The sequence below is a fragment of the Shewanella sp. SP1S1-7 genome (assembly GCF_031932105.1).
GTDB classification, from domain to species: Bacteria; Pseudomonadota; Gammaproteobacteria; order Enterobacterales; family Shewanellaceae; genus Shewanella; species Shewanella baltica.
Genome location: NZ_JAUOEU010000010.1, coordinates 54,030 through 67,640 on the forward strand (window position 1 = coordinate 54,030; position 13,611 = coordinate 67,640).

Annotated in this window: 12 protein-coding genes; 1 reads left to right on the forward strand and 11 read right to left on the reverse strand. The window is 47.5% G+C overall.

Translation table 11 applies throughout. The annotated features are described in order from the left end of the window. Positions 1 to 143 precede the first annotated feature (143 nt). The 6 genes from Q4Q49_RS10100 to Q4Q49_RS10125 are packed head-to-tail and all read right to left on the reverse strand — an operon-like array spanning position 144 to position 9,991. Positions 144 to 1,928, reverse strand: coding sequence for a hypothetical protein (locus tag Q4Q49_RS10100; RefSeq protein WP_311999259.1), 1,785 nt, complete (start codon positions 1,926 to 1,928; stop codon positions 144 to 146). Further along, positions 1,928 to 2,227 (reverse strand): hypothetical protein, encoded by a 300-nt coding sequence (locus Q4Q49_RS10105; RefSeq protein ID WP_311999260.1) that lies wholly within the window; start codon positions 2,225 to 2,227, stop codon positions 1,928 to 1,930. Before Q4Q49_RS10105 ends, Q4Q49_RS10100 begins: the two co-directional genes overlap by 1 nt. Further along, the gene (locus Q4Q49_RS10110; RefSeq protein ID WP_311999261.1) at positions 2,220 to 3,167 is read right to left on the reverse strand and encodes a hypothetical protein; all 948 of its coding nucleotides are present in this window, start codon (positions 3,165 to 3,167) and stop codon (positions 2,220 to 2,222) included. The genes Q4Q49_RS10105 and Q4Q49_RS10110 overlap by 8 nt, the downstream gene beginning before the upstream one ends. 11 nt (positions 3,168 to 3,178) lie before the next feature. Further along, positions 3,179 to 5,653 (reverse strand): hypothetical protein, encoded by a 2,475-nt coding sequence (locus tag Q4Q49_RS10115; protein ID WP_311999262.1) that lies wholly within the window; start codon positions 5,651 to 5,653, stop codon positions 3,179 to 3,181. Between the two features lie 7 nt (positions 5,654 to 5,660). After that, a complete protein-coding gene (locus tag Q4Q49_RS10120) occupies positions 5,661 to 6,032 on the reverse strand; it encodes a hypothetical protein (RefSeq protein ID WP_311999263.1) in 372 nt (123 codons plus the stop codon). 38 nt (positions 6,033 to 6,070) lie between these two features. Further along, the gene (locus Q4Q49_RS10125; RefSeq protein WP_311999264.1) at positions 6,071 to 9,991 is read right to left on the reverse strand and encodes a tape measure protein; all 3,921 of its coding nucleotides are present in this window, start codon (positions 9,989 to 9,991) and stop codon (positions 6,071 to 6,073) included. A 474-nt stretch (positions 9,992 to 10,465) separates the two neighbouring features. Here Q4Q49_RS10125 and Q4Q49_RS10130 point away from each other — a divergent pair, with 474 nt between their 5' ends. Further along, complete coding sequence (locus Q4Q49_RS10130) at positions 10,466 to 11,050, forward strand: Rha family transcriptional regulator (protein ID WP_311999265.1); 585 nt, start codon at positions 10,466 to 10,468, stop codon at positions 11,048 to 11,050. Between the two features lie 91 nt (positions 11,051 to 11,141). Here the strand turns inward: Q4Q49_RS10130 and Q4Q49_RS10135 are convergent, their stop codons facing one another. From Q4Q49_RS10135 to Q4Q49_RS10155, 5 genes are read right to left on the reverse strand one after another with little or no spacing between them, the layout of a single operon-like run. Then, entirely contained in the window at positions 11,142 to 11,861 is a 720-nt protein-coding gene (locus Q4Q49_RS10135) for a hypothetical protein (RefSeq protein ID WP_106649474.1), read from the reverse strand. Then, complete coding sequence (locus tag Q4Q49_RS10140; protein WP_105251452.1) at positions 11,858 to 12,283, reverse strand: hypothetical protein; 426 nt, start codon at positions 12,281 to 12,283, stop codon at positions 11,858 to 11,860. The genes Q4Q49_RS10135 and Q4Q49_RS10140 overlap by 4 nt, the downstream gene beginning before the upstream one ends. A 15-nt stretch (positions 12,284 to 12,298) precedes the next feature. Beyond that, the gene (locus Q4Q49_RS10145) at positions 12,299 to 12,868 is read right to left on the reverse strand and encodes a hypothetical protein (protein WP_311999266.1); all 570 of its coding nucleotides are present in this window, start codon (positions 12,866 to 12,868) and stop codon (positions 12,299 to 12,301) included. Between the two features lie 3 nt (positions 12,869 to 12,871). Then, positions 12,872 to 13,216: a hypothetical protein gene (locus Q4Q49_RS10150; protein WP_311999267.1), complete on the reverse strand. Its 345-nt coding sequence runs from the start codon at positions 13,214 to 13,216 to the stop codon at positions 12,872 to 12,874. Beyond that, positions 13,209 to 13,532, reverse strand: coding sequence for a capsid cement protein (locus tag Q4Q49_RS10155; RefSeq protein WP_311999268.1), 324 nt, complete (start codon positions 13,530 to 13,532; stop codon positions 13,209 to 13,211). Before Q4Q49_RS10155 ends, Q4Q49_RS10150 begins: the two co-directional genes overlap by 8 nt. Positions 13,533 to 13,611: the final 79 nt, after the last annotated feature.

Consider the following 13,611-nt stretch of genomic DNA (forward strand, 5'->3'; position numbering starts at 1 on the left):
TGGCGCGGATAGTGTGGCCGCTGGCACTGCTGGCGGTGACCGTTCCATCGGCGTTTACTGCAGCTACAGTCATGATCATCCGTGGCAGTACTAACGCTGTTTGAAGTTGTTTAAGCATGGTGCCTCGCTGGCTGTTAGCAGGGTTACGCGATTGAGCGGATCACTGTAATGGATTGTTCGATATCGATATCACCGCGATCACTGACGCTGGCGCGGATGCTCCAACTGTCACACGTTCCTTTAAAGACTTCGGTACCTTCACGAATACCAATCAACATGCCAGGCGTTGCGGGTGGCAAATTAACCATAACGGGCAAGGATAGCGTGACGTTGAGCTTGTCGCCTGTATCTGCCAATGCATTGGTACCAGCGATACGCGCAGCTTGGTTATCTACGATCAACTGGGCGCTAATATCAGCAGCAGGAATATTGCCAGCGCTGCCGGTGCGTTTCACCTTGGCGCTAATCCCCTGTTGTTCACCACGCAGCCACACTACATCACACAAAGGATTGCGGGAGACTGATTCGCTGTAATTGGTGATCACGGCATCATGCACTGTTAGGTCCGGTACCGCTGTTGCCATTTCCCACGGCACGGTTGGCCAGCGCGGAATGATCGTCAATTTACGGGTGGCATCATCCGCTAAGATCATGCAGCCCAATTGGCTTGCTGCTTCATTAATCGCGTCGATCGGTGACTTGTTACCCACGCTGAACGCGCCTGCAGGGACGCTAAAATCTGATATCCCGCTTAGCTCTGCAGTCCAGCCTGTGTTTTGCAACAGATCACCGATAATACCGCCAAGGCTGCGCAAGACAGTGTTGGTGTAGCTGATAGGCAAACGATAAGGCGATGACAGCTCTGCGGTACGCGAACGGCCAGTGCTACTGTGGGTTTCAATCCCAAAGGCTTTACTGGCGCTTGGCTGCTCGGCAATGGCATAAAACTCATAACCGTTGATGGTGATCAACAACAGCTCATTGTGGGCGCGCTGCGCATCGATACGGCTTGAGAACTCAAGGGTAACCGACCTCGCCCACTGTCCACGGCTTTGGTTAATGCTCACACTGGTGATCACAATCGGTAAACTGTCTGATACTCGCACGCATGTGATCGTTGGCTGCATTAAGTAGTACCTGCGGATTTGTGGTTCAATCGGGATTTTAAAATCGATATTGGGTAATGGTGGATTGGCATCAATAAGGCCGCCGCCATCGTCCCAGTAGCACACGTTCGGTGAGGCCGTAAATCTAAGCCGTGTTGGGCTAGTTGAGTTGATCCAAGGTTCGCTAAAGCGCAGCGTGACCTTACCCACTGGCGGTACGTATTTACTGGAACATACCCATCTCGCCGCATGGGGAGCCCATGCCACAACCTTGTTATCACCTTGGCTTTGAATGTCGGTATAGCTAAGCGCTATCTCAGTCGCTAGTTGCTCGCCGACATGCAGTTTAACGGTAATTTGCTGGCTCTTGGCGGCTGCTTGTGACCACTGCATTTCAAGCATTGTCTGCTGCAGCTCTGGCACTATCCAATGACTCTCAGCGTGATGGCCATGGGACTGAGGTACCAACCAATTCATACCAATGTTGATATTGAATAAAGCAGGTGATATCCATTTGGTGACGAGTGTTTGGCTGCATAATATCGGGTCAGCATTCCATACTGCTGTTATAGTCTGCTTTATTAAATAAACGTTCCAAATCATATTGATCAGATTGGAATGCTGCTTAGCCTTGTAACTGATTAGCAGTTGCTGCTCAATACTTGGACCTGTATCCATTACCAAACCGCAAAGCATACCTATGCTGCCAACACGAATAGGCGGGTCTGGTAACTCAGGAATAGGGTCATCACCAAACCGGATTTTTATCGGTGAAGTTTTATTAGACCAAGGCTTAGTAAATCTTAAAATGATGGCTGTCATTAGCGTACATTCACAATGTTGCCATTAATTAAATTTGCTTTAACTCCATCAACTATTTCAGCGTTATAAACGTTATCATCATCCAATATCCCAACCAGTAAGGAGTGAGTATTACTATGTTGGATTGGAACAATAAATTTCATCACTTTATTATTTTGCAGTTTGAAATTTTGATATGTTTCACCACTAAAACGATTGATTATCAACACTCGCTCAGCGTTATCATCGGCATCAACTTCAACCACTGCCTGAGCGAATACCCTATCTTTTGCTGCAGAAACATTGATAATTTTAGTCATACCATTGCTCCGTATTAATCCAAAGATGCGGGGCAAAGTTCGATCTTAACAGCGTATGCATGACACCATTCATCGGCAGATCAATCGGCCAATCTTCATCCCTGTACCCCATAAAGCATGAGGAATACATGCCGGGTATTTTGGCTCTTACCATTGGGCTGATCATGCTACTTGCCGCAACATCCCCGTTACGATCTGTTGAGTTATAAGTAATGGTCAGTAGTAGTGGTGATAATATGTGCTGAATACCTAAGGTTTCTGCATTTTGGTTATAACTTGCTGTATTGTTATTGCCTGTAAATGGATCGTTAGCGGTGTATTCTTTTACTCCACCGTTTCCACCATCGACATCATAAAATCGTGCAAATTTAACGTTATTGTTTACGCCAAAATTATTTGATGCATTGCCACCACCAGTACCGCTGATTAAGGTGAAGGTACTTTGATCATTTGCATAAAACGACTCAGCGTCACCAATGAAATACATTTGAAAATATGAATAGCTGCTAATGCTGTTCCCGTCTGACATTTTCATCTTATTGGTTTGATGTAAAATTAAATAAAACCCTCTTGATGTACCGATGATCTCCCAACCTCTATGAGTCGATTGATTCATCAAAGCTCGGTATGGCACTTCTTTGATGAATGCATCGAGATCACTCATACCTGCACTGGCCCACATGAGGCAAGTAGCATTATTCGAGTTGGGACCACTAAATTGAAAATAACCGCCACTACCACCGTCAGTTGTGGTGTTGCGAAACGCAACTTTAAAAGCGGCTGCATTTTCAAATTCTAATGTCCACCCAAGTGGTGCCTTAGTACCATAACCCTCAACCAACACTTTTTTTAGAATGTTAATCCACTCTGACGTATTAGCATTAACCAACTGCGGGGCACCCGCATCGGTATAACGATAAACAGTAACTGGTAAGCCCATTGCAATTGCTCCTATGACTCGTTGCCGAAAAATGACAACACGGCTTTATCTGTGGTGATTTGACTGTGGCCAACCTGCACATTGCGCAGCAACATTATTGGGTTTGAGGCCGCGAACGTGCGAAAACGAATCGCTTCACCTTGTTGCCAACCGCCGCCAAATGCGCCTGAGCGAATAATGAAATACGGGGCATTTGTCAGTGGGTTAATCGGTGCAAAATCATTCAGCGTATCGCCTGCGGCAATTTGGCCAAGACGGCGGCCAACACAGCGAAAGGCGGTGGCTGAGGTCATAATCAATACCCAATCTTCATTCACTGCAGTGGTATTTTTAACCTCAAACGGATAGTCAACCGCATTCACGTTGCCCGTTGCTGGGTCGCCATCAAGATCCCAATTGTTAGCCCAAGCGGTCATATCGCGCACTCTGCCAACACGCGCCTGCAGGTCGCCAAGGATTTGCACACTGGCTAATGTGGTACCTGCCGGATATTCACGGGCTAAGGGCTTGGCAAGCACAAGGCTATTGCCTGTAAACGATGACACTAGACCGAGTTCCATAATGGTATCGCTCAGCACAAACGGCGTGGCAAAGCCGGTAAAATCACTGTTAATCGTGACCGTGCCTGCCACCTTGTTTACGGTGAAATGGTCGTTATTAGTGGTCCATAGGCTTGCGCCATTGGCATCGGTAATATCCACAAACTGGGCATTTTCACGAATCGTAAACACTGTGCCGACAGAGCCTGTGACTTGCTGCACTTGGGTATGAGACAACGCGACAGTGCCCCAGCGTCTGAACATATCGACAATGCCATCATTGGGGATACGCAGTGGGTTTAGCCCGTAAATCTCGGCGGGTGGTAGCTGGCGCAATTGGTCAGTAATGTCATAGCGCAGCGTGGTTAAATCCACCGGATTGGTAAATAACAGTTCAACCAAACCATCTACGATTGTGCCGCTAATGCCACTGCCCGTTATCACGCCTTGGTTGTCAGATGAGGCGCTGATAATGGCGTGGTCGGATATTCGCTCAACCTGCACGTAAAAGCTCTCTAACAATGGATTAGCCACACTCAGGGCAAATTTAGCCGTAGTATCGCCGGCAGCCGCTGCAGTGGTTGATTCAACTAAACCTGAATAGCTCAATTCAAAATCACCACGGCTGACCGTTTGCTTGGTAACGACACCCGTAAAATAATCAATGGTCGCCAGCAACTCAGTGGTGTCATACAACTTACCGATACCACTATTCACATTTTCAAAAACGTCCTGAGGCACATAGTTACTATCAGCAAACACAGCGCGGCCTTTGATACTGCCGACCGTTAGCTGCTTATTCGCTGGGAATGCATTAGTGCTTGAGTAAATGCTGTATTTATACGCAGAAACATAATAGAGCGAGACAGTGGGATTATAGGCAAAGCGCACATCAGGCCGCAGCGTAACGGTCACGTTCCCCGTTCCGACAGTAATCGACTGAACTAAAGCACTACTCCCACTGAAAACCCCATAAGGCTCGGTAGAAACTGCAGTGACGACATCAGTATCTATCAGTAAATCCGCTGTGGTGAAGGTATAGCTATACGTCCCTTCTGCACTTGGCTGGCTAATCACTTTGCGGATCACTTGGCTAACAGTGGCATCGCCGTTATCACTGCCGCCCGTAATAGTATTGCCGGGCTTTGGCGCTAAGGTGGTGATCGCAGGCAGTAACGATAATTGAGTCGCGCCCACAGCTAAATTTACCCCGCTGGCGGCGGCAGTCAGCTTAGTTACCCCGTGGAATTTTAATGGGGATGCAGTGTTAGATAATCGCAAGCGAGTGCATTTACTCTGGCCATTGATTTGCAAACCAGGTTCTGGTGTCGCAAAGGGGATCGGTGGTTCAAAAACTACGGTACCCACAGCACCGTTCACTATGCTGGTGCGCGTGACTTTACAAAAATGGGTTTTTCGTGGCCATGCCACGTTTTCAATACCAGGATATTCCACGGTGATGCAGATCACTTGTCCAACCTGCAGATAAGTGGTTTTCCAATAGTCGCGATCATTAAAGCGATAAGACGACTGCAGGTAATCTGAGGAAAACGAGTTTTGGTTTACAAGGAATCCGGGACCACCTTCACGGATCAATTCCCCTGCAGTGACTGACGACTCAATGATCTCTTTCATATCCGTCATGCGAGATTCATCATCCAGCGCGGCAGACTCGATCATGAATACGTTAACTAATGGGTCTATCGGTGGCTCACTGATAAACACATGTGCATCAATCAAAGTGCTGGTGTCTGGCGTATCGAGCGCAGGGAACGCTTTTACAATGTCGATACTGGATTGGGCATGGTCGATATCTGATATCGCTGAAAATAGCTCGTTAAGCAAGCCTGACTGCACAGCGTTCTTAGTCCGTTGGCCGCCAGCCTCATTACTTGAACCCAGTAACTCGGGCTTAAATACTTTTAAATCTAAACGGGAAATAGTCATAAATGGCCTATAAGGTCAGAAACTTAAGAACCACGTTAGTGAGCTTTTCAAACCCGCCAACTTCGTCAAATAAATCCTCGCCCGTAATGGGCGAGCCTGCAGTGTTATCCCAAACTACGTTGTAACTGGTGCCTTCATAGGCCAACGTGAAGGCGGTTAACGTAATGGCGGCATGGGCTTTTAGTTGTTCAACATCAGTGCGCAGCATCCATCCCGATTTGGTGCCTAACTCCATGGCAATACCCGCTGGAATAATGGTTTGCTGCACCAATGGCGCGCCGTTTAAGGCGCGCTTCATGTTGGCCGCCACGCGGGGCGTGTTGTCGCGGTTTAGCCACAGCAAATCCACCGCGATATCGATGCTATCGATGGTTGTCATAGGGACCTTTGATTAAATGGGGCGAATAACAGGATTGGCTAACCGCCAACAGATTGCAGACGTTTGATCTCGTTCATCAGTTCGGTGACGAGGCTGCGCTTCATTTGGGCATTAAAGGTGCTATTGCCAACCTGCAGTTGCAGCACTTGCATATCTGAAGTGTTAGCCACAGATTGCGTGCTAGTTTGAGTGTTGACTTGCGTGTTAACGGTAGCGGTTGCTTGAGTTTGAGCCGCAGCCTTAGCCGTTGCAGCACTGGCTTCGGCTTGCTTCTTCGCCTCGGCAGCGCTTTGCTTATCGGTTGCTTGCTGGGTTTTAATTTCAGCAGTGCGGAACTCATAAACTTGCTTTAGCGTTCGCTCTGCTTCATGTAAATCGGCAATAAGCTGCTTATCGCCTGTGCGTTCAGCAGCGGCGAGTTGCTCCTTAAGATCGGCGACTTGTTCCTGATAGCGGCGTTTTTCAATTTCATCTTGGCGGCCAAGGTAGCCATCAAGCTCATCCTGCAGCGACTTAAGCGTGGACTCGGCACTATCGCGCAGAGAGTCCATGCGCTGTTTGGCGCTGTCCAGTGCGGAAGTGAGCAAAGACATATCTTGATCATTCACTAGATCAAGCGCTTTAGTTGCTCGTGTTGCGCTGTTGATAATGCTGAGATTCGCTTTATCGGTATTATCGAGTGCATCCACTAGATTAAGCAGTTCAAGCTTTTGGCGATAATAGGCGCGCTCGGCAATCTTGCCGGCTTTCTCGGTTTCAAGTGCCCAGGTGCGAAGCCCGACAAAATCAACCGTTTTAGCTAACGTGTTATCAAGCTCATAAATAACACCCGTTAAACGTTCTATTTCGTTTTCGACTTGCCCAAGATCACCAAATTCCTTTTTCACGTTCTGCACACCATAAACAATGGTGTTGAAGTAACGCGCAGCACCATCACTTAAAGCTTTTACGTTGTCATATATGGCGGTACCAATATCGGCAAAGTATTGAGCAATAGACTGCAAGCCCACTCCTGCTTGCTCAGCTGACTTAACAACGGTATCCATAGTATTAGATATGGTCGTGCCGATTTCTGTAGAACCTTTTTTTACATTATCAGCCGTTTGTTGAGTGTTATCACCTAAGCCAGATTGGGCATCTTTTAATCGAGAATATTGCGCAATCAGTTTATCGATATCGCCCGCAAGCCCCATAGTCGCAGCTTGTTGCCTTAGGCTAGCCTCAACCTGCCCATCACTTGCTTGACCTACTTTTAACGACGCTTGTTCGGCCTTAAGCGCAGCTTCGGCATACTTTAAAAACGCTTGGTTTAGCTCATTGGTTGACGCAGTGCCATCCTTAGCGCCTTGTTTAACTTCTTCATACGTCTTTTTAGCCTCGGCCGCTTGGTCACGTAAAACCTTAATAGTGGTGATGCCAGCCTTTGCCATTGCCAATTCAAAATCATTGGCGGCTGTGGAGGTTTTTTTAATTTCAGTGGTTAACTGAGTTTGTGCCTTTGCTAACTCAGCGGCCGTTTTCTTGGCATTGTCTTGGGCTGTTTTATAGTCCTCAACCGATGCTTCACCCGCAATAAATGCATCACGCACTTTAGTGAGTTGATCTTGCGCCAGCTGGTTTTGTTCGTTGCGAAGATTAACCGTCGCCGTTGAGAGAGCAGCATTTGAGGCCGCAAGTTGATTTTGTTTATCAAGCTGCGATAACTGCACATCACCGAGGCGCAATGTGGCGTTTTCAAGTTGGATCTGAGCCGCCTCAAGTTCAGCAAGGGTTGCTGTACCTGAGTTTTTTAATGCGGTGTAATGCTCTTTAGCTGCCTGTTCGCGCGCCTTCCATGCATCAACTTCTTTAGTTGCAGATTCATTGGCTTTTTCGGCCGCTGCCACCGCTTGTTGACTCGCTTCTATCTGTTGCTCAAGCTGGCTTTTAACTGCCGCTTTTACTTTTTCAGCATTATCAACTTGGGTCTGAGTGGTGCCATCCGAGTCTAAACGGATATCAACACCCATTTGTTTAAGTGCAGCAGTCGCATCACGGGCATCTTGCTCTACTTGATCAAGATAAGCCTTAGAGACAGCCTTAAGCGCGTTCGCTTGGGTTTGAAGAGTTTGCGCTAACTCATCACCACCAAACACACTAATGACCGTAGCCCAACCTTGCAGAATAAGGGCAAACACACCACTTATTGCGGCGCCAAATGTAGCCACCACAGAGGTGAAAACATTAAACACTAATCTTATAGAACCCGCGACAACATTAAGCCCAGTAGCAAAGGCAGTGATGTTTTCCAGCATGCCTTTAAGGCTTGCGCCGCCATCTTTTAAAATGGCTTTGAAAAAGTCGCTAATATCTTGTGCTGCGGCCTTAATCTTGCCGCTTTGATTTAACTGATCAAACGTAGTGTTAAGGTCTTTAAGTAAATCAATCGCCACTTGATAGGCGCCAGAATCAGCAATGATCTGCTTAAACGACTCCCACTTATTCGAGAGAAGATTTAACTGACCACTTAACCGATCGAGACTTAATGCCGCTTGACCATTGGCTTGCTTGCCCATTTCGTCAAACAGTTGCTGCATCACATCACGGCCAAGCTTGCCCGCTTCACTCAGCTTACCCAGTTGGACCGTGTTTTTACCTGTGACCTTTTCCAGCAAATCCCACACGGGAACGCCGCGTTCTACCAGCTGCAGGATTTCTTCACCTTGCAGCTTTTGCTTGGCCCACGCTTGGCCTGTGGCGAGGATGATGCCTTCTAGTTTTTCTTGGCTACCGCCTAGCTTAGCGTTGTAATCGACCATCGATTGCAACGCCCCATTCATGGGGTCGATGCCGAAGGTTTTTAACGAGGCGAAGGCTTGCTTAGCGCTATCGAGCTGGGTACCTGTGCGGTTAGCAAAATCCTTGATCCACGCCGTTGCTTGCTCACCTGCAGCAATGCTGCCCATCATGGCCGTCATTTGGGCGCTAAAGGCTTTGGCTTTATCGCCTGCAGTGAGGATAGATTTTAAACTTTCCCAAAGCCTATCGACACCAACATACGCGCCAGCCATAGCAATGATCGAACCCGTAGCGGCTTTGATGCTACCGCCAAAATCACTTGATGATTTTTTGCTTTCATCAAGCAATTTATTGTGGCGAGCAAGCTTATCGTTTACGCCCTTAAGCGCGATTTCAGCGGCGGCTTGCTGGGTCTTTAAGTCTTTGCTGGCATCAGCCAGCTTGTTCATATCAACGCCGGCTTTATTGAGCACAGTTTGTTGTTTGTCTAACTCCGCCTTATTTCGACCAAGGCTAGAGCCGAGTTGATTTAACTCAGTGCGCGCGCTTTTAACCTTGAGCGCATATTCGGCCTTACTACGACTCGCTTTTTCTACTTCATCACCGAGCTTATCCAGTCCAATACGCTCTTGATCGAGTTCAGTGGCTAGCTTACTAGCACTATTGGCAGTGTTGATTTGTGCGGTTTCAAGCTGCTGTAGATCATTCTTCGCTTTAGATAACGCCTGTGCTTGTTCTTTGCTGGCCTGAGCGCCTTTATCTTGCGTTGCCGTTAAACGCTCAACTTCGGCGCGAGCGGTAGCAAGCTGTGCATCGTATTGACTTAGCTCCGCAACGGTTTGGCTATACTGAGTTTCCAGTTTACTGGTTGAGGTTGCCGCCTCTTTTTGCGCCTGCTCGAGCTTTTTTGCCTCAGCGGTGGCTTGCTTTTGCTCTTGCTTTAATTTATCCAGCGCTTGAGCATTATCAACATAATTACGCTCGCCTTTTTTAATGGCTGCACTTAATGAATCAATGGCTTTTATCGCTTCTTGCTGCTGCTTGAGCTCATCAAGCTGCTCGTTGAGCTTTTCGCTTTCGCGCCCCAACTCCTGCAATGCTTGCTCAGACTTTTTCGCCTCTGAGGAAAACAGATCTTTGCCTTGAATGATTAAATTAATCACTTGGTCTTTAAAGCTCATTTATTATCCTCATATCGTAAAAATAAAACACACGCGCACGAAAACGGCTGTGATCGAAATGTCTCGACCACAACCAATTAGTTTGTAAACTCAGGGACTAGGTGGGTTGGATAAGGCACATAATGGTGGCCGTTTCCTGTGGCGGTAAGGTCAACCTTGCTCAACCCACCGCTCTAAATCAGTTAACTGATAAGTAAAATTGACAAACGCGCCTAAGCGGGGCGATACTATTTCGGCATTGGCAAAATCCAGTGCCGGGATTCGTACCCCGCAGTATCTAGGCGCAATTGTCGCCAGCCTTTCGTGCTGGTTTTTTATTGCGTGACTCGGCGCACCACTTCTATGGTGAGCTGGGTGAGGCAGCCATTTGGCTGGCCGCTTCCTAGATGCGGTAGTACGAACCTTGCTCAGCTCATCACCCAATGATTCGTACCATTTGGTGATGATTACTCACGATATCTAGGAGTGACACCCATGAACCTACAACAGTCTAAAAACCCCCCCGCACAACTGGTATTTATTAACGGCCTGCAAACCATTACTAGCTCACTGATCGTTGCCGATTATTTTGGCAAAATGCATAAAAATGTTTTGCGTAAAATTGAAGAAATCCTTGTTGAGGCTCCCAGTGATTTTACGTCAGCTCATTTTCGAGCTAACGTGCAAAATCAACAGGTTGGAACCAGTCAGCGCGATTTAAAGTGTTACCACCTGACCAAAGATGGTTTTATGTTTTTAGTCATGGGGTTTACGGGTGCCAAAGCTGCCGAACTGAAGATCAACTTCATTAATGCCTTTAACGAAGCCCAAGCCCGCCTCTCCCGCACCCAAAGCCCGTTTGAACGTCAACGCATGTTATTTACATGGGAAGGCGGTAAGATTGTCAGCTCGCAGCCCATCGATGATGATCAGTTCGTCACTCGGCGCGATAAGCTGGTCAACTATATCCGCGAACCACGCTTTTTATCCCTTGAGCAGTTAATCGAAATTAGCGAAGCCGCTAACCAACAAATCGCCTGTATCGCGCGTATTGGCCGCGAGCAAGCACGGTTAAGTTAAAAAGCAAAGCGTTGTTATTGCTTTGATTTTTAACCTAGCAAAAAGGCTCACAGTATTGAATAAATGCTGTGAGCCTTTTGTTTGAGACAGGTTATGCTGCGCTACGGACGAAGAACTTAGACTTACCCGTGGCAACGATTGAGCTGTCAGCGAGTACAGCACCTTCAATATCGAAGCTACCGTAATCGGTACCGATCAAGTCTAAGCCTGATGTGGGTGTGGGCTTCCACTTATAGAACTTAAGCATCCACGGTTTACCGGTTGAGTCGTTAATACCGTCAACAACCACACTGACCGTTTTGCCTGATTCCGTTAACGCCTGCAACGCATTACCCGCTTGGCTGGTGTAGCCAATGGTTAATGTTTGGCCTGCTGTAATGGCGCCAGTCGATAACGCGCGGATACCTGCGGCACTGACAACATAATCTTCATCAAGTACATAAGTCACATCACCCGCTTCATTTTTAACAACAGGGGCGATACTGGTATCAATCATTTTTGCGGTTTGCGCTAAGCCATCGAGCACAGCGATAATTTCTTCATCTGCGACGGGTGTTGCAGTTAATACATCAATCTTACCGCGCATAGCTAGCGCTAAGTTCTCGTTGTTAAAATCGTAAAAGGTCGCACTTAATTTTACGGATTTAATCAACGTGACTTCATCGGCATAACCTCCGCCACCACGGTAGTTGGGCAAGGATTTGGTTTCTTGTTCGATAGCGAGCTTTACGCCGCTCACGTTGCCACAGTCACGGCCATCGATATAGACGATCGCTGAGCCGATGTAACTTTCGGTTACTATTTCACTCATAGTGAGTCTCCAAATTTAACGGTATTAACAAGGGATAAGGTGAACACCGCTAGGCCGTGTTCTTCATGGGCTTCGGGCATGATGTACTTGCAGGGCTCTGTCTCTTTAAAGCTGATCACCGAGGGCAACCAGCTAGGTTTTTCAGGGAAGCGTTCATCTTTATAGAATGCACTTCGGATAGCGCGCACGAGGTTGATTAGCTCACTGGTTGGTTGCGGATTTTTAGCGAGTTTTACGCCAGCAACCACTTGCAGCACCAGATCATCCTTATATTTATCAATGCCATTTTTAGCGTCAAAGGCATCGGTATAAGGCTGCAAAAAGATGAACTTGCTTTCTTTGGCAATGGACTGCACATAAAAACCTTCACGTACAGTGGCGCCGTCAACCAGCCCGAGGCGGTCTAAGATTGCTTGGATCATGAGTTTGTCTCTTAGTTAACGGCTAGCGTGGTGGCCGTAGCGTTCGCGTAGATGCTTAATAATTGGTGGCTCAATATCTTCTTCCACGCCTCTGAAAGCTTGTAAGACAGAAGGGCCATATTTAGCCTTAATCCCTTTATCTTTTGCTTGTTTAAAGGTGCGCCACTTTTCGCCTCGATGACGCTCGTACATTACAAAATTGCCATTTCTACCTATAAAGGTAAAAGTGCCTTTAAACCAGTGTGGTTCATTGCGCAACGAACGGATGATGTGACCATCAGCTCTTGACCTCCCATTTTTACCTATCCGTTTTTTGCCTGAAGCAAAGCGGGTTAAGGAACTCGAGCGGTAACGGGCTGTAACGAAACCCTTTAAATTTCGTGGGTCTACACTGTAGCTAATCAAGTTTTCTACATAGCTTTTTGAATTGAAACCATACTTGTTGAAGATCGCATCGACAGCCGCTTTTTCACCAAACTTTACCGAGTCCTCAATCGCCCGATTAATCGCTGGCGCTTGAGCGGTTCGAATGCGGTTAAGTTCCTTTGTTACCGCCTCCATGCCTTCAATCTTTATGCGTGCCATTAGCTAGGCCTCTAGCGGAATATAGATAAAGGTCACGCTGACTGAATCCATGCTTACCCTTTGGGTGAGTCGTCCTTGCTGGACGCTAGTGCCCTCACCTATCGCAAACTCATCACCAGAATTTACCGCCCCTTCGGATTGTAAAAACTCAGCACGACTGATTAGCTCGGGAATATATTCATTAGAAGAGGCCGCAATTTCTGCACCGTTATCATCCAAACTCACCAGGCGAGTAAATGGCGCGGAGCCATCGCTTGGGGTAAAAAGGCACGGGTCAGCCAAACGCTGAAACAGCCGCACCATTTTACCCCGCACGCGATCGGCAAAGTGGTTGCCAACGTTAGGCATTGATCTTCACCCAGACGGTTTCGGCGCCATTGCCAGCTGCCAACCACGCCTTACCGACTTTGGTATTGTCGGTGGCGGTGGTGGTCAGTTCTTTTTCGGTGTCGTCCCAATACAGATCAACACCTAAAGCGACCACATCAGTGGATTTTTTAGGCAGCTCAAACACGCCTTCTGTGACACCTTCGCCAAGTGTGTTTGCGGCAATAGCGCCAATCGCCACAACTAACAATGTGGCTAGTAATACCGCTTCACCACTGGCAACTGCGGCGGTGGGCGTAAAGCTGATGGTCTTGCCATCTTGCACATAATTTTTCATGAGAGTATTCCTGCTTAAAAACAAAACTGAATAAAAAAGGGCTATCGTTTGATAGCCCATTTATGTCGATTTAACGCTG